The organism is Kordiimonas sp. (assembly GCF_965216265.1).
Lineage (GTDB): Bacteria > Pseudomonadota > Alphaproteobacteria > Sphingomonadales > Kordiimonadaceae > Kordiimonas.
The window spans coordinates 4051360-4073230 of sequence record NZ_OZ244153.1 but is presented as its reverse complement, the minus strand read 5'-3'; the positions used below and the strand labels follow the sequence as shown (position 1 = coordinate 4073230).

Sequence of the window (21871 nt, the reverse complement as noted above, 5' to 3'; positions counted from 1 at the left end):
AATCACGGGCGACCACAATGTATATTCTGATCGATAATTACGACAGCTTTACCTATAATTTGTACCATTATCTGGTTGAATTAGGGGCAAAAGTTGACGTTATCCGCAACGATCAGATTACTGCTGATGAAGTTATTCAAAGGGCACCAGATGGTATCATCATCAGCCCTGGCCCCTGCACCCCAAATGAAGCCGGAATCTGCCTTGAGCTAATAGAAAAAGCCAAAACCAGCATCCCGATCTTGGGCGTCTGCCTTGGGTTTCAGAGCATTGGGCAGGCGTTTGGCGGCACCGTATGCCGCGCACCCTACGTTATGCATGGTAAAACCAGCCATATTATCCATAATGAAAAAGGTATATTTACCGGGTTGCCATCACCCTTCGACGCTACACGATACCATTCGCTCATTGTCGAGCGCTCCACCTTACCAAGTTGTCTTGAGATCACAGCCGAGACGGAAGATGGTCTCATCATGGGCCTGCAACATAGAGAATATCCGCTCTTTGGGGTGCAGTTCCATCCCGAAAGCATCGCATCCGAACACGGACATGCCGTGCTGAAGAACTTTATAAACTATTGCGAACAGGCTTAGAGAAATGTCAGACTTACGCCCTACACTCGCCCTGCTTGCTGAGGGCCACCACCTGAGCGCTGAGCAGTCTCAGGAAGCTTTTGAAACAATCATGTCTGGCGCCGCTGACCTTGCGCAAATGGCTGCCTTTATCATGGCGCTCAGGGTACGTGGCGAACAGGTAGATGAAATTGTCGGTGGGGCCCGTGTATTGCGCGCAAAAGCTGATAAAATTGAAGCTCCATCTGGGCATATCGACACCTGTGGTACAGGTGGCGACGGAATAGGCACCTATAACATATCCACAGCTGCCGCCCTGGTTGCCGCCGCAGCGGGAGCACCGGTTGCAAAACACGGTAATCGCTCGGTATCGTCAAAATCGGGATCCGCCGATGTTCTGATGTCACTGGGTGCAAACCTTGAAATGAGCAAAGAAGCCAACGAAGAAAGTCTTCGCAAGTTTGGCTTCGCATTCATGTTTGCACCAGCTCACCACAAGGCCATGCGCCACGTTGCTCCGGCCCGCGCATCACTTCAGTTGCGTACGATCTTTAATCTCTTGGGCCCGCTTGCCAATCCAGCGCAAGCTCGACGGCAAGTGCTTGGTGTGTTTGACAGAAAGTGGTTGCGCCCCATGGCTGAGGTGCTCAAAAAGCTTGGTAGCGAGCATGTATGGGTCGTCCACGGGAGTGATGGTTTGGATGAAGTCACCACGACAGGTGCGACCCATGTCGCAGAACTTAAAGGCGGTACCATCAACGAGTTTGATATCGAACCGGGCGATGTCGGCCTAACCATCGCCAACCTTGACGACCTTAAAGGCGGTGACGCAACTGTCAACGCTCAAGCAATACGAGATTTGCTGGCTGGCAAGCCATCCGCCTATCGTGATATTGTTCTCATGAACACCGGAGCTGCATTAGTTGTCGCAGGCAAAGCTGATAGCCTTAATGCTGGCGTCACTATGGGTGCTGACGTGATCGACAATGGTGCTGCGGCGCACCGGCTGGACGAATGGGTGACTTTTACGCAGCGTCATAAGCCGGAGCCCTTAGATGCCTGACATTCTTGCCGAAATTTGCGACCGCAAGCGTGATCACATTGTGGAGGCTAAACTTTCCGTTCCACTTGGCGAGCTTGAAGTCATAGCAAAGAATGCTGAAAAACCCAGAGGCTTTATACAGTCGCTAAAAAACGCCCGCACTGCAGGACGTTACGGCTTTATATGCGAAATTAAAAAAGCAAGCCCGTCCAAAGGCCTCATTCGCCCAAATGACTTCGATCCTGCCACACTCGCCGCTTCATATGAGAGAGGCGGTGCAAGCTGCTTATCCGTATTGACCGACATTCCCTATTTCCAGGGACATGATAGCTATCTCGTTGCTGCCAAGGCCGCCTGCAAGATCCCTGTACTCAGGAAAGACTTTATGGTCGACCCATATCAGGTCGTCGAAGCTCGAGCGCTGGATGCTGACTGCATATTGCTGATCATGGCCGCCCTTGATGATACGCTGGCTCTCGAGCTTGAGAGCCTGGCACATCAACTAGGCATGGACGTACTTATCGAAGTTCATAACCAGCAAGAGCTTGACCGTGCTCTAAAGCTTCAAAGCCCGCTTGTAGGGGTAAACAATCGAAACCTGAAGACCATGGAGGTCTCATTAAATACGACACTTGAACTTGTACCAACCTTCCCTAAAGATCGTATAGCTGTTGCAGAATCTGGTCTAAAAACGACGGATGATCTAGCCTCGTGTGAAAAGGTCGGCGCAGGCTGCTTTTTGATAGGCGAAACATTTATGCGCGAGCCTGACGTCGAAATAGCGGTCAGAAAACTCCAGAAAGCGAGCTAAAAGGATGAGAAAACTCAGCCATGTTGACGAAAAAGGAGCGGTTCAGATGGTGGATGTCGGCTCCAAAGATGTCACAAAACGAACGGCTATTGCTCAGGCGATTGTCCAAGCAAAAAGCGAGACTCTTGACCTTATTTTCAGCGACAAACTCCCTAAAGGCGACGTCGTTGCAACCGCCAAACTAGCCGGTATCATGGCCGCTAAAAAGACCAGCGATCTCATTCCACTGTGCCACCCATTACCAATCTCTAGCGCCAATATAGATATTAAGCGCGAGGGTGCAGAACATATCGCCCTCTCGGCGACCGTACAGGTTACTGGAAAAACAGGTGTAGAAATGGAAGCCTTAACCGCAGTAACTGTGGCAGCGCTTACGCTATATGATATGGCTAAAGCCGTCGATAAAGGCATCTGCATTCAGGAAGTGAAGCTACTTATGAAAGAAGGTGGAAAATCCGGGCGTTATGAAGTGGCTGCGACATGTTAAGCGTCGAAAAAGCCTTCGATAATATTATCGGCTCCGCCAAACCGCTTACAACTGAAAGGCTTGGCGTTGAAAAGACCTCAGGTAGGATTCTAGCCGCGCCCATAGCAGCGCGCCGGTCACAACCGGGATGCGCGATTTCTGCGATGGACGGATATGCCGTAAGAAGTGTCGATCTAGATGGGAAAATGCAGTGCTTCGAGGTCATTGGTGAAAGTGCGGCTGGAAAGCCATTTCAGGGTGTAGTGGTCGCCGGGCAAACTGTTCGCATCTTCACTGGCGCCGCTGTTCCTGAGGGGGCAGATCAGGTCATTATTCAGGAAAATACCGACCTTCGTGAAGGAAACATGTATTCCCGAGAAACGCCGACGTCGCAGAAAAACATTCGGGCAGCGGGCATCGATTTTGCTGATAAACAATGTGTTTTGGACGCTGGCACCTTCCTAACTCCAAAAGCTATTGGCCTCGCGGCATCAGCGGGACATAGCCATCTCATGGTTCATCGCGCACCTAAGGTCGCTATCCTCTCCACCGGAGATGAGCTTGTTGCCCCGGACCAAAAACACTTCCAACCCTTTGAAACGGTTAACAGTACCGCACCTCAGATCATGGCTCTGCTTTCCAGTGCTGGAGCGGAATGCTCGTTTTTAGGGCAGGCTAAGGACGATTTGCCTTCTTTGCGCAAATATATCAAAGCAGCCGCAAACGCAGACATATTGATCACAATCGGTGGCGCATCCGTCGGGGATAAAGATTTAATACAAAAAGCTTTATCAGATGAAAACATGGAGCTCGGCTTCTGGAAAGTGGCAATGCGCCCGGGTAAACCGTTAATAAGCGGCCAGATCGGAAAAACCAAGGTTCTGGGGCTTCCCGGCAACCCGGTGTCCGCCTTTGTATGCGCCCTGCTCTTCGCTCGCCCACTTGTTGATAAGCTCATGGGGCGCCCGGCACCGCTGCCCACCGGTGTACCTTTGCCGCTAGCTGCATCCATGCCGCAAAACGGCTCACGTCAACACTATGTGCGAGCTCGGCTCATCGGTCATCCCGGTGAACGTAGAGTTGACCCCGCTGTTGACCAGGACAGTAGCCTATTGAGTGTGCTGGCGCAGTCAGACGGGCTTATTATTCGCGCGCCCGACTGCCCCGCCTCATCTGCCGGTGATCTAGTCCCGTTCTTGCCATTCTAGATAGAATTGGCACCAATATCATTTCCAAACGCCGTTTTGTTCTCCTTGACAAGCATCCAAAAGGTGAACTAAAAGAGAACATACCGAAAACAAAACGGTGGAGGCACTCGATGCTCACAGCTAAACAGCAGCAACTTCTTTTGTTCATTCAGAAACGCCTTTCTGATAATGGTGTTTCTCCATCTTTTGACGAAATGAAGGATGCATTGGGCCTTAAATCCAAGTCAGGTGTTCATCGATTGATCAACGCTCTCGAAGAACGTGGTTTCATCCGCCGCATGGCTAACCGTGCGCGAGCGCTTGAAATACTAAAAATGCCGGACAACCAGACCGTTGAAAAGGCGAAAGAAAGCAACGTTATCGCTCCAACATTTGGCCAGCAGCACAAAAAACCCTCAAAACCTCAGCAAGACTATGGAGTTGAAATTCCACTGCATGGACGCATAGCAGCAGGCACACCCATCGAAGCCTTGGAAAATCGCGATAGTTTTGTCTCCATCCCACCCCATATGCTGGGGCGTGGAAACTGTTACGCCCTTGAAGTATCAGGAGATTCCATGATCGAACTCGGCATATTAGATGGCGATACTGTTGTTATCGAGAGCGCCGATACTGCCCACGATGGTGAGGTTGTTGTCGCGCTAGTCGACCGCGAAGAAGCAACCCTCAAAACCCTGCGCCGCAATGGACAGTTTATAGAGCTCGTTCCTGCAAACCGTGAATATTCAACCCAAGTGTTGGAAGCTGGGCGAGTGCAAGTTCAAGGTCGGCTTGTTGGCCTTCTACGTCAATATCACTAGCTGAAGTGACGTTACCTTCTAGGGGTGAAGTGCCATGGGCGTGTACCGTCCGGTGTGCTAAATTCGGCACGTATGTCCCCATTCTTAATGTTAAATAATGCGAGGGGCGATGACGCCTCCATTTCCTCGAAGGTTATATAGAGTACACTTCCTCGGCAATATCGGCGCCAACGCCAGGAGCCGATAACCACATCACCTTGATCACATGCCTTCCTTAGGCCGCTCATTGACTTCAGCACAGTGACATATCGTTCCTGCCCCAATGCTGTTCTACACGCGTCTGGGTCACAGTGCCGATGCAAGACCCCAACATCCCTATCCGGATCAAGTCCCCAGTATCGCCGCCAACTTTCGTCCCTAAAGCCGTCCCGACGCCCCCCAACAATTAAAAGTCTCCCTGAAGACTGATCCTGCCTGGCAACAACACGTCCGCCATTGTCAATCAAAACATCAGCGACCTCACCATATGGTGCGGCGATCGATACTAGAAAGAATATGCTGACGATCCCAACAATGCGGGCATTCCTGATGATCAGCAGGCTCACAAATAGAACGCTAGTTACGAGAAGAAACCCGTCCGAAGGTGCTCCAGACCGGAAGACCGCATAGGGCATGGACGCGAAATAATGGGAGAGATCAATGACAAACTCTATTCCCCAACCAAGCACCACGAGCGGCCAGTGATGCAGTCCGAAGGCCATCAGAACAACACTCAGCAATGCAATTGGCATCACAATCAAGCTCATGATGGGCACAACGATCACGTTCGCGAGGATACCGATGATTGAAAGTGTCTGAAAATGATAGAGAGCAAACGGGGCTATCGCTACCTGTGATATTAGGCTCGTGAATGCCATGAACCCCACGTAACGAATAACCCTCCCCGTAAATCCTACCTCACGTCGGGGTCGAATCCAATCATAGCGGGATATCCACTCGTAGACCGCCACGAGTGCCGCAGTTGCTGCAAAAGACATCTGGAAGCTCACACTCAAGATAGTTTCCGGCCAGATAAAAAGTATTATAAGTGCTGCAAGAGCTATGCTTCTCAGTGAAAGAACGCGTCGATCAACCAGCACAGCCAATAGCGCCACACTAATCATGATAAACGCACGCACAGTGGCCACTCCCATACCTGACAACATCAGGTATGAAAGGGCAATGCACCAAGCTAGAACCGCCGCAATCTTTTTTGGACGCACCCTCAACGCTATTGCTGGCACCGCAGCAAACATATACTCAAAGACGAAAAATGCCGCAGCTGTAATCAAACCCATGTGTAAGCCTGAGATGGCTAATAAGTGCGCCAGCCCTGCATCCCTGATCGCCGTTGCCGTTTGTTTATCAATCAGATGGCGGTATCCTACAATCAGGGCAACAGCGACGCCTCCTGCCTGCTCTGGTAGTACCTCCACAATTTCGTTCATTACCCTTCTTCGGGTCTCACCTATGTGGCCTAAGGGTACGAGGTCCCCTTCTGGGCGATCATGCACTGTTATCGTTGACGCAGCGAACCCCTCGGCACCAATGCTGCCAAAGAAAGCACGTCGCGCGAAGTCAAATCCGCCGGGAACTACAGGACCTGAAGGTGGTGTCAGAATGGCCTTCAGTGAGACAAAGTCGCCCGCAGCAATAGGTTTCGTTGCCTTTGTTCTCACAATCAGTCGAACATAGACGGGTAGTCCTTCCTTCTTGTCATTAATTGTCGACGGTGCAAGTATCATTCTAGGGGCTTTGTCCGGCCTTACGTCATAGCTCTCTACAGTGCCCTCTAAAGACACGAAACGCTCGACGGTGAACCTCGGCGCGGCGACAGTAGCCACTCGAATGCTTGCCATCAAAAGGCCAAGCAAGACCATCATCAAACAAAGCACAGCGCTGTTCCGCCATGCGCGGCGCATGGTACAAACGATACCGACCACTATGGTCAGCGGTAGAAAGAAAGTTACGCCAGGAATCTCGTAGGGCAACCAGATATAGACACCGCAGGCCAAACCAAAACAGATTGTCAGACCAATCAATCGCCACTCGCTATGGAGCTGAGATTTGCCCGCAAGAATGCCATGACCTTTCAAGACATTTGTCAGCCGCCCTAGCACCTGTGCCAAATCCCTACCCCTCATACGAATACTGCACTACCCACACCTTCTGCATAGTAGAAAGTGTGGATAAGAACAGAATATATTTTTTGTTCTGCAGCAATTTGTGTTGTTTGAAAACTTGTGCTAAAAGCCATTCAAGACTTCTCGACCGCTGCTATTATACATTTCCAGCATCGGTATTTTGTTAGAAACAACAAAGGTTTAGATCCTGAGCATGCAAAGTGACATGCCCAAAGTGGTAACGCGGTTTGCGCCGTCTCCAACAGGCTTCCTCCACATCGGCGGGGCCCGGACAGCTCTCTATAATTGGCTCTTTGCGCGCCATCATGGCGGCAATTTCCTGCTTCGTATAGAAGATACAGACAAAAAACGCTCAACAGATGAAGCTATCGAAGCCATTTTGCGTGGTATGTCATGGCTTGGTCTCGATTGGGACGGCGATGCCGTTAGCCAGGCGGAAAGAGCGGATAGGCATAAAGAGGTGGCGCTTGCAATGCTGGCCGCAGGCAATGCCTATCGCTGCTATGCAACGACAGAGGAACTGACAGAGGCCCGCGAAAAAGCTCGCGCTGAAGGCCGCAATTTCCGCGGTGACTTGTGGCGTGGACGCGAGGTCGACGGTTCGCTCGCAGACGCACCCTATTCTATTCGCGTCAAAATGCCGCGCGAGGGTGAAGTAACGATCCGCGATGCAGTACAAGGTGACGTATCTGTCAAGAACGCCGAGCTTGATGATATGATCATCCTCCGCTCAGATGGCACACCAACCTATATGTTAGCAGTGGTTGTTGACGACCATGATATGGGGGTGACCCATGTCATTCGCGGCGACGACCATCTGAACAATGCGTTTCGGCAGTATCAGATATATAGAGCCATGAATTGGTCTGTACCGGTGTTTGCTCATATTCCCCTGATCCACGGGCCGGACGGTAAAAAGCTGTCAAAACGGCATGGTGCTCTGGGTGTTGAAGGGTATGAAGAAATGGGCTTCCTGCCGGAAGCCATGCGCAACTATTTGCTTCGCCTAGGCTGGAGCCACGGGGACGATGAAATTATCAGCACCGAGCAGGCAACTGAATGGTTTACGTTAGATAACGTAGGCCGTAGCCCTGCCCGCTTTGATTTTGACAAGCTGGATAATCTCAATAATCACTATATTCGTGACAGTGACCCAGAACGGCTCTTGTCAAATGTACAAAGCGAACTAGAAAATAGGGTGGGTCACTCACTAACAGAGATAGAGGCGTCCCGGATTATCCGCGCGATGCCCGCGCTCACGGAACGGGCAAAAAGATTGCCTGAACTTGTTGAAAGCGCGTCTCTTTTTTGTAACACACGACCGTTAGACCTAACGGAAAATGCCGCTAGGCAATTAACCGAAGAAACTCTTCCGGTAATTGCTCAAGTGGCTAACGAATTGGAAGCCCTCACCGACTGGAATGGCTCGGTGATTAAAGCTGCCATTATGGCTTTTGCTGAAGCAGAAGCCCTTAAACTAGGCAAAGTGATGCAGCCGATAAGGGCCGCCGTGACGGGAGGGAAACAGTCCGGCGACCTCGTAGAGACTTTGGAGATATTAGGCCAGAGCGAGACGATCGGCCGCTTGAGGGACCGCGTTGCCGCGTAATCCTTAGTTCGGGCCACCCGAACGATTGATTTTTGAGAAGGAGTAAGGACCATGTCGAATGATCCCCTTAAACTGGCCGGCGCCGGCGCTGACGTCGACCTTCCTATTATGGAGGGGTCTGTAGGTCCGAAGGTGATGGATATCCGGAAGCTATATGCTCAAACCGGAATGTTCACCTTTGACCCCGGTTTTACGTCCACAGCCAGTTGTGAGTCTAAAATCACCTATATTGACGGTGAAAAAGGCGAGCTTCAATACCGAGGCTACCCAATTGAACAGTTAGCTGCAAATAGCGACTTCATGGAAGTCTGTTACGTTCTCTTGTTTGGTGAACTGCCTACAAAAGCAGAAAAAGAGAAATTTGTTCACGATATTACCCACCACACGATGGTACATGAACAACTTCACCGTTTCTTCAGCGGGTTCCGCCGTGATGCCCACCCTATGGCCATCATGGTTGGCGTTGTTGGCGCTCTTGCAGCTTTCTATCATGACAGCACGGATATCAACGATCCACATCAACGTATGGTCGCTAGCTACCGTCTGATTGCAAAGATCCCGACGATCGCTGCTATGGCGTACAAATATTCTGTCGGCCAACCATTTGTGTATCCGCGGAACGAGCTTTCTTATGCAGGCAACTTCCTACACATGATGTTCTCGGTCCCAGCCGAGGAGTATAAAGTCAGCCCCACGCTTGAAAAGGCCATGGACTTGATCTTTATCCTCCACGCGGACCATGAACAAAATGCGTCTACATCAACAGTTCGCCTTGCAGGGTCATCCGGTGCTAACCCGTTTGCTTGCATTGCAGCAGGTATTGCTTGTCTATGGGGCCCTGCTCACGGCGGCGCTAACGAAGCCTGCCTGAATATGCTTCAGGAAATTGGCACCGTTGATCGTATTCCAGAGTTTGTTGCTCGCGCCAAAGACAGGAACGATCCGTTCCGCCTGATGGGCTTTGGTCACCGCGTTTACAAAAACTTTGATCCACGGGCGACCGTGATGCGCGACACGGCACACAGGGTTCTGCAAGAACTGGGTGTTGACGATCCTCTCTTCGATGTTGCCATGGAGCTTGAGAAGATTGCTCTCGAAGATCCATATTTTGTTGAGAAAAAGCTCTACCCGAACGTGGATTTCTATTCAGGCATTATCCTGAAAGCGATGGGCTTCCCGACAGCAATGTTCACAGTACTGTTTGCGCTCGCGCGCACGGCAGGTTGGATCGCGCAGTGGAAAGAAATGGTTGAGGATCCAACGCAGAAAATCGGACGCCCACGTCAGCTATATACTGGCGCACCAAAACGAGATTATGTGCCGGTTGCAGAACGCGGATAATTGGACCAAAAGTAAAGCAAAAGGGCTGCGAATTTCGCAGCCCTTTCTTTGTTTCTGATAGGTAGGACGTCATAGAAGCACCCTACCGGATGGTTAGAAATTGGCGCGTAGTGAAACACCAATCGTACGTGGCTCAACCTTGATAGTCGCATCGGGGTCGAATGGTGGTCTACGCATTGCGCGAATAACACCTCGCCCATCAAACAAATTGTTAGCAAACACAGAGAGTTCCAGATTGTCCCAACGGGTACCAACACGAAGGTTTGACACGAAATAGCCATCCATAGCCCGGAAATTGGCGTCATCATCCGAGAAATGGCTGTTTCTTTCACCCACATACTGAACGTTGGCCCAGATGAAGCCATCCATTGTGTCAGTGAGGGGACGTACATAGTCTGCTGACGTATTGAACGCAAATTCAGGGACAAACGGCGCTTTGTCGCCCTCTTCCGCGCCCAGATTTGGTACATCTTGTGCCAGTTCCGAGTTGATGTAGGTACCACCCAGGTAGAGGCTCAAGTTCTCTGTAACCCGGGCATTCAGCTCAAGCTCGATACCTTGGCTCGTCGCTTCGCCCACATTCTCCTTGAAGCCAAAGCCACATTCAAAGCCGCGTGACGTTTGCATGTCCTGCCATTTGATATGGAAGTAGCTGGCGTTCAACGTTACCCGTCCATCAGCCAGCGAATTTTTGCTACCAATTTCATAGTTCCAGGTTTTATCAGGGTTAAAGAACCGCGTGTCTCCTCCTTCGCGTTCAACCTGTGCTAGTTCATCGGCACACACCGCCTCAGGAATGGCACCATTAATACCCCCATAACGGAAACCTTTGGCCATCTGTACATAGACCAGATTATCGTCATTTATCTGATAGGAGATATTGAACTTGGGGTTCACGCCATCGACCGTACTTTGTGGTCGCACATCGCTGTTGGCGCCCCCATTGAAAAGGCCAGACTGATAGAACTCAATGTCCTGCTTCCAGTTGAAGTAGCGCAAGCCCGCGGTAAATGTAAACTTATCCCAAGTATAATAAGCTTCACCAAACAATGCGTATGTTTTAACCTCAAGGTCATCATAACCATAGTAGAGATGGTCTTTCGGTGCGCCAAAGTTGCTCGAATCGCCGAGAATAGCGTCCGCACCTGGAACCGGAAATGTATTCAGATAGAGTACATCCTTCTTGTCCAAGTAGGCCCCAACGGTCCACTGAAGTGGCGATTCCGTCTGCGAAGCCAAGCGAATTTCCTGAACAAACACATCAGTATCCGTTGTGTCGATCAACTCATGCGGCACGATCTGTGGAGGCAATGTTTCAAAAAGGAGATCAAGCGAACGACGGTTTACCACCTTGCGGTCGAAATACGACGTTGAAGATACTATCTCCCCCCAGCCCAAATCATAATTGAGCGTAAGGTTATAGATTTGCATCTCGTCGTCATATCCATCGTTTGATGGATAATCGCGCGAAAACAGTGGCGTATGGTCAAGATCTTCAGGGCGGCCATTGTCGGAATAATCATGATGGAAGAAGGAAAAATCCGCCGTGAAGGCCTCGCTTAACTGAAGTCTAGCGGAAACGCGAGCACCAACAGCCCGTCCATGGTTAATGTCTTTTTCGCCGGTCAGAACGTTATCGATGTATCCACCGTTCTTCTCGTAGTAGGCGGATGTACGAAGCGCGAACCTATCCTCAACCACAGGAATATTCACGAGCGCTTTAACGTCGTAGTTTTCGCTGCCCTTATTGATGGTCGAAAGCGACGCGTCCACCTTACCTTCAAATTCCCGCAAGTTCGGTTTCTTGGACACAAGCCTGATCGTTCCTGTCATGGAACCTGCGCCGTATAGCGTTCCTTGCGGTCCGCGCAAAACCTCTACACGTTCCAGGTCAAACAGTCCTAGTTCCGGATTAAGCGCCCCGGTCGAAATAGGAATTTCATCAAGATAGATGCCCACTGTTTCCTGGTTCTGTGTATCGTTATCATTCGCCCCGCTTGAAGTGTTCGCAACACCACGGATAACCAGGCGAGTACGCCCCGGCCCGTTCTGATACGCTGTCAGGCTGGGAACTGATGCAAGCAAATCTGTATAGTTGGAGGCACCCATCTTCTCAATCAGGCCTTCTGAGACCACGTTGATACTCATGGGAATATCCATCATCGATTCTGAACGTTTTCGAGACGTAACCACGATCTCTTCGAACGTCATGTCACTACTTTCAGCTTGTTGCGCAGAAGCCGCACCGCTAAATGCGATTCCTCCTAAAAGACCAAGAGCAAGACACTGTGAAATAGCGGTAGATGCCGCCAATCCTTCCCTGAAAATGCTACGCTGTTTCGCGTAGGCATCTAATTTTTTATTCATGGCTGTTAACCCTCATTGTCAGAGCAATCCTGTTATTGCTTGAGAGATAATATTGAAATTTTCTGACAAGGAATTATGAGGTCGTCCAAAATAATACTGAGATCGTCAATTCCGCATGACAGTAATTTATCGGCGAATTCAGCCTACTGAAGGATAGCTACCTGCGGAGCGACGCGTATATCCTTTGGAAGCAATCCGTACTTTCGCTTGAAAGCAGCCGTAAAATTCGCAGCATAATCATAGCCAACTATCTCTGCTACCTCCTGAATGGAAAGGTCGCGGTTCCCCAGAAGCTCACGCGCTTTATCAAGCCGATAGTCTTGGGAGAAGGAAAATATACTGATTCCAAACACCTTCTTGAATTCCGCGCTCAGCGTGCTGCGGTTGAGCCCCACTTCCCTCGCCAGAGAGGCTATAGGCGGCGGCTTCATATAGTTTGCGATAAGGATCTGATGCGCACGGTGTACCTTTTTGCGCACACTCTGCTTTGGGCCTGTCAGTATTTGCCTGTTCCCCAGGTATTCATCCTCCACCTCTTGAAACAGGCGACACAGAAGTTCCACCATCTTGGCCTGTACATATGCGCTCCGACGCCCTCCCTCAAACCGCATCTTCAACACATCGTTGACAACATTGATGGTATGAGCCGACATGGGAAAGTTATACGGAGGCCGGGTCCCACCTGCCCCAAACACCAAATCACGCAAGAGAGGTGGCAGACGATCTCCTTCCAAGTGAAACCTGTCTCGTAGAATTCCCGGTTCAAGATGGAAGCTGACGGAACATAGATGACTGTTGCCGCTAATGGTGAGTTCGAAGTCTTCGGACTGCTTAATATGTAGAACAGAAGCGCTGCACTGTGGGATGTCAATGCTACGTTTTCCCGCCAGACGAACAGACATCTTACCTGAGAGCACAAACCGTACCGTAATCACATCTTGTTTTGGTGTGATGACTTCCTGATATGCACGGTGATATAAACCATCAGCTACACAAATAAGTATACCGCTATCTGGGCGAAAAAGTTCCCAATAGCCCGAGGCAACCCGGTCATTCAACTCCAGACGTACGCCGTTCGCGGACGCAGATTCGCCTACCTTAAAGAAGTCATAAGGCGTAGTTTTGCTTTGGAAGTTATCGTTAAAACCCGCATATATGCGGGTTAGATCATTAACGGGGAACTTGTACATATGGCCGACCTCGCACACGGAACGGCCTTCGTTCTGTGCCGCCTCTCTGGCATAAGATAGCCCAATATACGCCTAGATCAAAATGTCATTGCTAATCATCCAGTATACTGGAGCTTTATGACCCAAATGAAAAAGGCGGCCAATAGGCCGCCTTCCATGAATTTAGAAATACCTTGGAGCTAGTTTCCACCAAGCATCGCTGTCAATGTCGCTTCCGTTGTCAACTCATCGTCGACATAAGCTTTCGCATCAAACTTCCAAACCGCGCCACGCCCCCGGACCTTCACGAGCTTCATTTCAAGGCGGTCGCCCGGCACAACCGGTTTACGGAACTTTGCTCCGTCAATCGCCATGAAGTAAACAACTTTGCCCTTGGCATCGTCTCCAAGAAAATCGATCGCCAGCGCCCCGGCTGTTTGGGCCATTGCCTCAAGGATCAAAACGCCCGGCATCACAGGTTTCTGTGGGAAATGACCTGGAAAAAATGGCTCATTCATCGTGACATTCTTGATCCCGGTTCCGCTTTCGCCCGGCACAATATCAACAACCTTATCCACAAGCAGGAACGGATACCGGTGTGGTATCAGTTCCATGATTTTCTCGATATCGAATGTCATCTTCGATGCGCCAATCTAAATGTTATTGCTGTTCTGGTTGTTCAGCAGCAGGAGCATCACCCGCCTTTGGCAAATTCAGCGTCACGTTTGGCAGTTCAGCATCCAGCTTTTCAATAAACTGTGTGGTTACATCAATGCCCGCAGCTGAACCGAGGAGAAGGCGCTTCATCATAATGACCTGAGCATTGCGTTCCGCGAGCAGGCTACGGATAACCGGTTGGCGCGCACGCTCAACTTGCACCATAGCTTCCTGACGAAGCTGGTCAAAAACATACTCAAGCTGAGCAAGTTCTTGTTGAAAGCGTACATAAGTTTGCTCCAGCTTCCGCTTTTCTTCTTCGTATTTATCGTTGCCAATGATCGCCTTGCGTTTCTCAAGGTCTGCAAGCTGCTGCTCGATTGCTCCGCCACGCGTTACCATCTGGCGACGCTGCAATATGCTTTGGCGCAGTTCATTAGTCTGCAGGTTGAAGTCCTTATAAGCCGCAGCTTCACGCTCAACCCGTTCATCATCTACGGTCAATATCTGTGCTGATGATACCGCACTAATGCCAACCATCGCAGCAACAGCTACCATGCCAAGTTTAAGTGTTTTTAAAAACGTACCCATTTTATATTCCCTATGATCTTTTTTAGAATGTCGTACCGACATTGAACTGCAGCGTTTGTGTCCGGTCACCAAGCTGTTTACGCAGCTGTTTGGATAGGTCAATCCGGAACGGGCCAAATGGCGACTGCCATGAGAAGCCAATACCAACAGACAGACGCGGTTTGGCGCTATTTCCTGACATACAGTTCAGGTCGAGGCCCGAAAAGTCATTATCCACAACCGCTGCGTCATACTCTGCCCGGCTGAAGGTACACGGTGCCAAAGCATCTTCTTGTGCTCTGAACAGCGAGCCCACGTCCACAAAGGCTGAGGCATTGATACCACTCTCAAGGGCAGCATCACCGAGAGGGAAGAACAATTCACCTCGGCCGATATAGTATGCTGTACCACCAATCGACTGGTTGTTAGCAAAGTCTCTCGGGCCCATACCGGCGGTATCAAACCCGCGAATACGAGGGCCACCGATAAAGAACTTGTCGGACAGCCGTACGTCTTGCCCAAGGCCATGGATAATGCCTGCTTCACCGCCCAACCGGAATGTCCAGCCCTCCCAGGGAGTCCAGTAGTTGTCCGTGGTTATGGTTGATCGAAGATAGCGAACATCCCCGCCAAGGCCAGCGAAATCCTGACTGAAGAAGAAGTTGTGGCCTCGTGTAGGACGAATAATGCTGTTCCGCGTATCAAAACCCACGGTGTAGCCAACGATAGACTGATACCGCTTGCCAATAGAGTCCTGTACACCGCGGCTCAGCGCAACTTGCTTTTCTTCCTGACTAATAGTCCCATTTCCATCGGTGTCAAAATCATCAAGATTAACGACACCGTCGTTATTGTTATCGAAGCGGCTAACTCGCCGATCGAATTCGTCTTGATCGGTAATACCATTTGTCGTGCGCGCGTCGAAGTATGTGTTGTACACCGCATTAAGATAGCTATCGAGCAAGGACACATCATCCTGACGAAGCGTATAGCGGGTGGACAGTGTCCAAAACTCGTTGATTGCCATCCCTGCCCGCAGGGAGAAACCGATGGATTTGGTATCAAAGTATGAGCCATAGCTGCTGCTATCAATCTTCCGAGCGAAGAGGTCAACACCCGCAGCCACGTTCCTGCCCATAAAATATGGTTCAGTAAAGCCTAGATCAATTTCTTGACGTGTACCTGAAAGGCGAAGTCCAAGTCGAAGGTCCTGACCTTTACCCATCAGGTTCCGCTCACGGATAGAGAAGTCAAAGATAAAATTCTCAAGGCTGGAGAAACCGGCACCTAGGTTCAATTCACCCGTAGCCTGCTCTTCCACGCCCACCTCCAGCACCATACGGTCGGGCTGACTACCTTGCACCTGCTCGACCTCAACTTCACGGAAGAAGTTCAAACGGTTCAGGCGGTTCTCGGAACGCGTTACCAATGCGGAGTTGAAGGCATCGCCTTCTTGCAGGCGGAACTCCCTGCGGATAACCCTATCCAGCGTACGAACGTTACCCGTAATGTTAACGCGCTCAACATATACCCTTGGCGCATCAAGCACTCGGAAGTTGATATCAATTGTGCGCTCTTCACGGTTCCTGTTGATTTGAGGCCGAACATCAACAAACGCATAGCCCAGAAGACCAGCTGCGTTTGATAGCGCTTCAATTGTTTTTTCAATTGCTTCAGCGTTGTAGGTATCGCCTTCACGCATCAGAAGGAAAGCCCGGAACAAGTTAACGTTTACGTCCCTAATTTCACTCTCAACGTCAATCTTGCCAAAGTTATAAATCTCACCTTCATCAACCGTAAAAGTAATGAAGAAGTCCTTACGGTCAGGTGTAAGTTCAGATACCGCCGAAACCGTGCGAAAATCTGCATAGCCCTCGTTCAGGTAATGCTGGCGCAATATCTGCTGGTCATATGCAAGCCGATCAGGATCAAATGTGTCGTTTGAGGTAAACAGCTTCCACCAACGAGCCTGCTTTGTAGCGAGTACATCCCTAAGGTCACCATCACTAAATTTCTTGTTGCCAATGAATTTAATGCTGCTGACTTTAGTTTTTGGGCCCTCCTGCACTTCAAACAAAAGATCAACACGGTTTTGTTCTAACTGCACAACTTTTGGCTCAATAATCGCAGCAAAGCGGCCAGAGCGACGATAGAGCTCAAGCATGCGCTGGACATCAGAACGTACTTTAGCGCGCGTAAATACCATGCGAGGGCGAAGCCTTACTTCTTCAAGTAACTCTTCGCGGTCAAGACGCTTGTTCCCCTCAAAAACAATCCGGTTAATGATGGGATTCTCAACCACACGCACCAGCAGTGCGCCTTGTACCTCTGATAATTCAACATCAGAGAACAGGCCGGTCGCAAAAAGTGCTTTCAGGCTTTCATCTAGTTTTACTGGATCAAACGGTTCACCCGGTGAGACTGATAGATAGGACGCGATGGTCTCAGGCTCAACGCGTTCGTTTCCGACCACGCTGATCTGGCGGATGATTGGTACCTGTTGGGCCGCTTGTTGCTGAGCCGAAACCGACCCAGTAAACGAAATCCCCCCGATGGTGAGCGCTAGTATAAAGCGCCACGTCAAACTCAGTTTATTTAAACGCAACTTTTCAGCCCATTCTTATCTTTTCGGCAACTTTGGCGGTGAAATTGGCCTAGAGTGCCATGGATTGCAAGTCATTCAGTGTTACAAGAAGCATAAAAATCACCATTAAGGCGAAACCCGCCACGAAACCCGCTTCTTGGGCCTTCTTGCTTAGTGGTGAACCCTTAACTGCCTCCAGCCCGTAATAGAGCAAATGGCCGCCGTCCAGCACAGGGATCGGCAAAAGATTCAGAATTCCAAGGTTGAGTGACAAGAGCGCCAGCAACCAGATAAAGTTCTGCGCACTAATGTGCGCTGCCTCACCAACCATACTGGCTATACGGGCTGGCCCACCAAGTTCGCGGACAGACCTCAGGCCCATAATCATCTGGCCCAGGGTTGTGAAGATCGTATCGGTCATCTCAACCGTCTGGCGCCCCCCTTCGGCAAGGGCTCCAATTGGGCCTAGCTCAACACGCTCGACCGCAGGAGAACTAATACCTAGGCGGCCATATGGATACCGATTACCGAACCTATCCTCCATATAGGCGATGCCCAGCGTCACAACCTTACTAAGTTCACGGCCGTTACGCTCGACGAGCATTGTGATGTTGCCACCTGGATAGAGGCGAACAATACCCCCAACGTCAGAGAAGCGTTCAATTTCTTCGCCGTTGATGCTGAGAATGCGGTCTCCCGGCTCCAGACCTGCCTCAAAGGCAGCTGAATCCTCAACCACCGTTTCGATAACGGGTTCTGATATCCCAATACCGTAGCTGTAAAAGAAAGATGCAAAAACCAAGGCTGCCGCGATCAAGTTTATCGCCGGGCCAGCGAAAACGATCAGCGCACGCTGCCAGAGGGGTTTGAAATGATAACAAACCGCCCTGTCCTCAGCGCTCATACCTTCTGGGATATCGCCAGGGTTACTCGCGGCAGAAGCATCACCAAAAAACTTTACATAACCACCCAGAGGTAGAATGCTAACTTTCCATCGTGTGCCGTTCTTATCGGTACGCCCGATGACCTCGCGGCCCATACCAATTGAAAACGTATCAACCTTCACACCAAAAAGGCGTGCTACGGCGTAATGTCCCCATTCATGTATGAAGACAAGTATACTAAACCCGCCAACAAAAGCGGCTATCGTAAACAGAAGCCCCGGGCCTTCGGTTTCCATGACTATCCTCGGTCCTTATTCTTATTCATCGTTTCCATAAAGCTACACACCAAAAGCACCATCATTCTATTGTGCGCGCAGTGCCAGTTGGTTTTCTGCAGCCTCTCGGGCAATCCTATCAATTTCAAGCACATTCGAAAGTGATTGTGGCGCTTTAATGTCGCACGCCGCCAAAGTGTCACTTACCACAGATGAAATATCAACAAAACGAAGCTTTTCCGAGAGAAAAGCGGCCACAGCCACTTCATTTGCAGCATTCAAGATCGCAGGTGCTGCACCGCCAGCCTCCATCGCGTCACGTGCCAGTGCCAAACACCGAAAAGCCTTCAAGTCTACCTCTTCAAACGTCAGCGAGCCTATCTCTGCCAATGACAACCGCTTCACAGGCGCGCTCATACGCTCCGGCCATGCAAGACTATAGGCTATTGGTGTGCGCATATCTGGTGAGCCCAACTGGGCGAGCACGCTACCATCCGAATATTCAACCATGGAGTGGATAACCGATTGCGGATGTACCAGAACATCGATCTGCGACTTTTTAATCGGGAAAAGATGATAAGCTTCAATGACTTCCAAGCCTTTGTTCATCATCGTTGCAGAATCAACCGATATCTTGGCACCCATATCCCAATTTGGATGAGCGATAGCCTCCGCCGGAGTAACAGACTTCAAACTGTCATATGACCTGCCACGAAACGGCCCGCCGGACGCTGTCAATATCACCTTCTCGACGCTACTTGCACGCTTGACGTCAAATACCTGAAAGATGGCGTTGTGCTCAGAGTCAACTGGCAGAAGTGTAGCGCCGTGAGCTTTCACCTCCTGCATCAACAAATCGCCCGCACATACGAGACATTCTTTGTTAGCAAGTGCTACGGTCGCCCCTCGGCGCACCGCAGCCATGGTCGGCCTCAAACCGGCCGCACCCACGATTGCTGCCATAACGACCTCAGCATCTCGATCTGCTGCCTCAATTAATCCGCCTTCGCCGGCCGCAGCCTCAATACTCGTACCCGCAAGCAGGTTCCGAAGCGTCGCAAGCTTTGTCTCGTCACCGATAACTGCCAGCTCAGCTCCAAACTCTACTGCTAGCGCGGCAAGTTCCTCAACCTTACTATAAGCAGTAAGGGATACTATACTGAATTTACTCGAATTCCTCCGAACCAGATCAAGTGTACTTAATCCCACAGACCCCGTGGCGCCAAGTACGGTTATTCGCTTTTTAACGATATCCATTTGCTAAAACTCAAAACCAATAACAGAGGAAACGATCAGAACTCCTGCCACTGCCGGTGCCACAAACACCAAGCCGTCAACACGATCAAGCAACCCGCCGTGCCCAGGTATCAACCCACCGGAGTCCTTCACATCAAAATGGCGCTTAACGGCACTTTCAAGCAAATCCCCCACCTGCGCCCAAACCGCCAGAAGGCCTGACAAAAGTGAGATCATTCCCAAACCTGCGGCAAAGGGGACAATTTGGTGCATCACCACAGACACAATTACACTCAACCCCATACCACCTAACAACCCAGCCCAGGTTTTCTTGGGGCTGATCTTTGGAGCAAGTTTAGGACCACCGATCCCTTTACCTGCGAAATAGCCACCAACATCTGTAGCCCAGGTCACAAGGAAGACCCATAAAACAAGCAGACCGCTGGCATCCCTAATAAACCATAGTGATGAAATAGGCAGAGCTACATAAGCAACGCCGATGATCCACCACCCGAATGAAACGCCCCCCCTAACCGCTCCGACACCCAGCAAGACCAGGAACAACAACCCCAGAATGACGTATGTGAAGCTGATATCTATCGTGCGCATCTCAAGCGCACCAGCAAGTGCAACAATCACAAGCAGAGCTGCAATGCGTTCGAGAGCACTATTCCGTGCCGTAAGCTGGCACCATTCTAGCGTCATCAGCGCCCCGCCTAGTGCAAGAAGGCCCGCGAACCAAGCACCGCCTTCATAGGTGGCCCACAAAACTGGCGGTAACAGCAAGAGCGCCGATACAATACGCTGAAAGAGATTATCTGAAAGGCCGAGTGGCATTAATTATCCAATCATGGCCGGGCGCCAAAACGCCGGTTCCTGCCAAGATAGTTATCTACCGCAGCTCTGAAGTCCATCTTGCTGAAGTCTGGCCACAGCAAATCCAGAAACAAAAATTCAGCATAGGCTGCCTGCCAAAGAAGGAAATTCGACAGACGTTGTTCGCCGCTCGTGCGAATAATCAGGTCTGGGTCAGGAATATCGTTTGTCCACAAACCTTTGGAAAACTTTTCTTCGTCCAATTGTGAAGGATCTTCTTTTCCTTCCGCCACGGAAACTGCAAATGCCTTAGCGGCTTCAATAATTTCATCGCGGCTACCATAACTTAAGGCTATCACCAGTGTCATGCGTGTGTTCGCTTCAGTTCGTTTCTCTGCTTTGTCAATCATCTTGACAATATCGGCTGATAAACGATCCCTTCGCCCAATGACACGCAGGCGTACCCCTTGCTTATGAACAGTCTTAACCTCACGTTGCAGGTAAAGCTTAAGGAGCGCCATAAGGTCAGTGACCTCCTCCACTGGCCTATTCCAGTTTTCACTAGAGAAGGCATAGAGCGTTAAACACTTAACACCACAATCAAGCGCGCCCTCAATGGCTTCCCGCACCGCCTCGGCACCCTTTTTGTGCCCTAAAGAACGTGACTTACCATTCTTCGTAGCCCATCTGCCGTTGCCATCCATGATGATGGCGACGTGAGAAAGAGACGAGACGCCAGACGTATCTTCAGCACATTGGTGCACACTAGCAGCCATATTAAACCTGCATGATCTCTTTTTCTTTGCTTTGCAGCTGGTCATCAATCACGCCAACAAACTTGTTGGTCAGGTCCTGCACTTCATCTGCATACATTTTGTGATCGTCTTCACTGATAGACTTGTCTTTTTCCATGCGCTTCAACTGATCCATACCGTCGCGACGTACGTTCCGGATTGCAATCCGAGCCTGCTCCGCATATTTACCGGCAACTTTTGCCAGCTCCGCCCGCCGTTCTTCGTTCAGTTCAGGAATAGGAATACGAACCAATTGACCATCGAGCATGGGGTTAAGTCCAAGCCCCGCATTACGGATAGCCTTTTCAACAGCAGAGGCATTGGCTTTGTCCCAAACCTGTACACTCAGCATACGCGGCTCGGGGACAGATACAGTGCCTACCTGATTCAAAGGCATATTTGAGCCGTAAACATCAACCGTCACAGGGTCGAGCATATTCGTTGTTGCACGACCGGAGCGCAAACCCGCGAACTCATGCTTCAAAGCATCAACGGCGCCCTTCATGCGGCGCTCAATGTCGCCCAAATCTAGATCTTCATCACTCAT

Annotated in this window: 19 protein-coding genes; 8 read left to right on the top strand and 11 right to left on the bottom strand. The window is 50.4% G+C overall.

What is annotated here, in order from left to right:
• Nucleotides 1–17: 17 nt before the first annotated feature.
• The 6 genes from ACOOGA_RS18920 to lexA all read left to right on the top strand — a co-directional run bounded on the left by ACOOGA_RS18920 (nucleotide 18) and on the right by lexA (nucleotide 4899).
• A complete protein-coding gene (locus ACOOGA_RS18920; protein WP_417461719.1) occupies nucleotides 18–593 on the top strand; it encodes an anthranilate synthase component II in 576 nt (191 codons plus the stop codon).
• Nucleotides 577–1635: an anthranilate phosphoribosyltransferase gene (gene trpD / locus ACOOGA_RS18915; protein WP_417462107.1), complete on the top strand. Its 1059-nt coding sequence runs from the start codon at nucleotides 577–579 to the stop codon at nucleotides 1633–1635. The genes ACOOGA_RS18920 and trpD overlap by 17 nt, the downstream gene beginning before the upstream one ends.
• Complete coding sequence (trpC, locus tag ACOOGA_RS18910) at nucleotides 1628–2425, top strand: indole-3-glycerol phosphate synthase TrpC (protein WP_417461720.1); 798 nt, start codon at nucleotides 1628–1630, stop codon at nucleotides 2423–2425. Before trpD ends, trpC begins: the two co-directional genes overlap by 8 nt.
• Nucleotides 2426–2429: 4 nt before the next feature.
• A complete protein-coding gene (gene moaC / locus ACOOGA_RS18905) occupies nucleotides 2430–2912 on the top strand; it encodes a cyclic pyranopterin monophosphate synthase MoaC (RefSeq protein ID WP_417461721.1) in 483 nt (160 codons plus the stop codon).
• Entirely contained in the window at nucleotides 2906–4099 is a 1194-nt protein-coding gene (gene glp / locus ACOOGA_RS18900) for a gephyrin-like molybdotransferase Glp (protein ID WP_417461722.1), read from the top strand. The genes moaC and glp overlap by 7 nt, the downstream gene beginning before the upstream one ends.
• A 110-nt stretch (nucleotides 4100–4209) precedes the next feature.
• Nucleotides 4210–4899, top strand: a complete 690-nt coding sequence (gene lexA, locus ACOOGA_RS18895; protein ID WP_417461723.1) for a transcriptional repressor LexA — start codon at nucleotides 4210–4212, stop codon at nucleotides 4897–4899.
• Between the two features lie 11 nt (nucleotides 4900–4910).
• Here the strand turns inward: lexA and ACOOGA_RS18890 are convergent, their stop codons facing one another.
• A complete protein-coding gene (locus tag ACOOGA_RS18890) occupies nucleotides 4911–6800 on the bottom strand; it encodes a ComEC/Rec2 family competence protein (protein ID WP_420430703.1) in 1890 nt (629 codons plus the stop codon).
• 415 nt (nucleotides 6801–7215) lie between these two features.
• On the opposite strand from ACOOGA_RS18890, the gene gltX reads away from it, so the two are divergent.
• Both gltX and gltA read left to right on the top strand, forming a co-directional pair.
• A complete protein-coding gene (gene gltX, locus ACOOGA_RS18885; protein ID WP_417461724.1) occupies nucleotides 7216–8631 on the top strand; it encodes a glutamate--tRNA ligase in 1416 nt (471 codons plus the stop codon).
• A 108-nt stretch (nucleotides 8632–8739) separates the two neighbouring features.
• Nucleotides 8740–9972, top strand: coding sequence for a citrate synthase (gene gltA, locus ACOOGA_RS18880; RefSeq protein WP_420430701.1), 1233 nt, complete (start codon nucleotides 8740–8742; stop codon nucleotides 9970–9972).
• Nucleotides 9973–10065: 93 nt separating this feature from the next.
• On the opposite strand, the gene ACOOGA_RS18875 is transcribed toward gltA, so the two are convergent.
• From ACOOGA_RS18875 to frr, 10 genes are all read right to left on the bottom strand, one after another.
• Nucleotides 10066–12183, bottom strand: coding sequence for a TonB-dependent receptor (locus ACOOGA_RS18875; protein ID WP_420429202.1), 2118 nt, complete (start codon nucleotides 12181–12183; stop codon nucleotides 10066–10068).
• A gap of 299 nt (nucleotides 12184–12482) precedes the next feature.
• Complete coding sequence (locus ACOOGA_RS18870) at nucleotides 12483–13529, bottom strand: helix-turn-helix domain-containing protein (protein WP_417461727.1); 1047 nt, start codon at nucleotides 13527–13529, stop codon at nucleotides 12483–12485.
• Nucleotides 13530–13708: 179 nt separating this feature from the next.
• Nucleotides 13709–14122, bottom strand: a complete 414-nt coding sequence (gene fabZ, locus ACOOGA_RS18865) for a 3-hydroxyacyl-ACP dehydratase FabZ (RefSeq protein ID WP_420429200.1) — start codon at nucleotides 14120–14122, stop codon at nucleotides 13709–13711.
• Between the two features lie 46 nt (nucleotides 14123–14168).
• Complete coding sequence (locus ACOOGA_RS18860) at nucleotides 14169–14756, bottom strand: OmpH family outer membrane protein (RefSeq protein ID WP_417461729.1); 588 nt, start codon at nucleotides 14754–14756, stop codon at nucleotides 14169–14171.
• A gap of 22 nt (nucleotides 14757–14778) precedes the next feature.
• Nucleotides 14779–17340 (bottom strand): outer membrane protein assembly factor BamA, encoded by a 2562-nt coding sequence (gene bamA, locus ACOOGA_RS18855; RefSeq protein ID WP_417461730.1) that lies wholly within the window; start codon nucleotides 17338–17340, stop codon nucleotides 14779–14781.
• 49 nt (nucleotides 17341–17389) lie between these two features.
• On the bottom strand, nucleotides 17390–18499 hold the full coding sequence (rseP, locus tag ACOOGA_RS18850; RefSeq protein WP_417461731.1) for an RIP metalloprotease RseP: 1110 nt from the start codon (nucleotides 18497–18499) through the stop codon (nucleotides 17390–17392).
• A 66-nt stretch (nucleotides 18500–18565) separates the two neighbouring features.
• Nucleotides 18566–19735: a 1-deoxy-D-xylulose-5-phosphate reductoisomerase gene (locus ACOOGA_RS18845; RefSeq protein WP_417461732.1), complete on the bottom strand. Its 1170-nt coding sequence runs from the start codon at nucleotides 19733–19735 to the stop codon at nucleotides 18566–18568.
• A 3-nt stretch (nucleotides 19736–19738) separates the two neighbouring features.
• Nucleotides 19739–20551, bottom strand: coding sequence for a phosphatidate cytidylyltransferase (locus ACOOGA_RS18840; RefSeq protein ID WP_417461733.1), 813 nt, complete (start codon nucleotides 20549–20551; stop codon nucleotides 19739–19741).
• A gap of 11 nt (nucleotides 20552–20562) precedes the next feature.
• Nucleotides 20563–21306: a polyprenyl diphosphate synthase gene (uppS, locus tag ACOOGA_RS18835; RefSeq protein WP_417461734.1), complete on the bottom strand. Its 744-nt coding sequence runs from the start codon at nucleotides 21304–21306 to the stop codon at nucleotides 20563–20565.
• A 1-nt stretch (nucleotide 21307) separates the two neighbouring features.
• Nucleotides 21308–21871, bottom strand: a complete 564-nt coding sequence (gene frr, locus ACOOGA_RS18830; protein ID WP_417461735.1) for a ribosome recycling factor — start codon at nucleotides 21869–21871, stop codon at nucleotides 21308–21310.

Excerpts from the sequence above, each read along its gene's own strand:
- glp (WP_417461722.1), top strand. The coding sequence starts at position 2,906 with ATGTTAAGCGTCGAAAAAGCCTTCGATAATATTATCGGCTCCGCCAAA.
- frr (WP_417461735.1), bottom strand. The coding sequence starts at position 21,871 with ATGAGTGATGAAGATCTAGATTTGGGCGACATTGAGCGCCGCATGAAG.
- ACOOGA_RS18870 (WP_417461727.1), bottom strand. The coding sequence starts at position 13,529 with ATGTACAAGTTCCCCGTTAATGATCTAACCCGCATATATGCGGGTTTT.
- ACOOGA_RS18860 (WP_417461729.1), bottom strand. The coding sequence starts at position 14,756 with ATGGGTACGTTTTTAAAAACACTTAAACTTGGCATGGTAGCTGTTGCT.
- gltX (WP_417461724.1), top strand. The coding sequence starts at position 7,216 with ATGCAAAGTGACATGCCCAAAGTGGTAACGCGGTTTGCGCCGTCTCCA.
- ACOOGA_RS18890 (WP_420430703.1), bottom strand. The coding sequence starts at position 6,800 with ATGCGCCGCGCATGGCGGAACAGCGCTGTGCTTTGTTTGATGATGGTC.
- rseP (WP_417461731.1), bottom strand. The coding sequence starts at position 18,499 with ATGGAAACCGAAGGCCCGGGGCTTCTGTTTACGATAGCCGCTTTTGTT.
- ACOOGA_RS18845 (WP_417461732.1), bottom strand. The coding sequence starts at position 19,735 with ATGGATATCGTTAAAAAGCGAATAACCGTACTTGGCGCCACGGGGTCT.
- fabZ (WP_420429200.1), bottom strand. The coding sequence starts at position 14,122 with ATGGAACTGATACCACACCGGTATCCGTTCCTGCTTGTGGATAAGGTT.
- trpC (WP_417461720.1), top strand. The coding sequence starts at position 1,628 with ATGCCTGACATTCTTGCCGAAATTTGCGACCGCAAGCGTGATCACATT.
- lexA (WP_417461723.1), top strand. The coding sequence starts at position 4,210 with ATGCTCACAGCTAAACAGCAGCAACTTCTTTTGTTCATTCAGAAACGC.
- gltA (WP_420430701.1), top strand. The coding sequence starts at position 8,740 with ATGGAGGGGTCTGTAGGTCCGAAGGTGATGGATATCCGGAAGCTATAT.
- moaC (WP_417461721.1), top strand. The coding sequence starts at position 2,430 with ATGAGAAAACTCAGCCATGTTGACGAAAAAGGAGCGGTTCAGATGGTG.
- uppS (WP_417461734.1), bottom strand. The coding sequence starts at position 21,306 with ATGGCTGCTAGTGTGCACCAATGTGCTGAAGATACGTCTGGCGTCTCG.
- ACOOGA_RS18875 (WP_420429202.1), bottom strand. The coding sequence starts at position 12,183 with ATGACGTTCGAAGAGATCGTGGTTACGTCTCGAAAACGTTCAGAATCG.
- ACOOGA_RS18840 (WP_417461733.1), bottom strand. The coding sequence starts at position 20,551 with ATGCCACTCGGCCTTTCAGATAATCTCTTTCAGCGTATTGTATCGGCG.
- ACOOGA_RS18920 (WP_417461719.1), top strand. The coding sequence starts at position 18 with ATGTATATTCTGATCGATAATTACGACAGCTTTACCTATAATTTGTAC.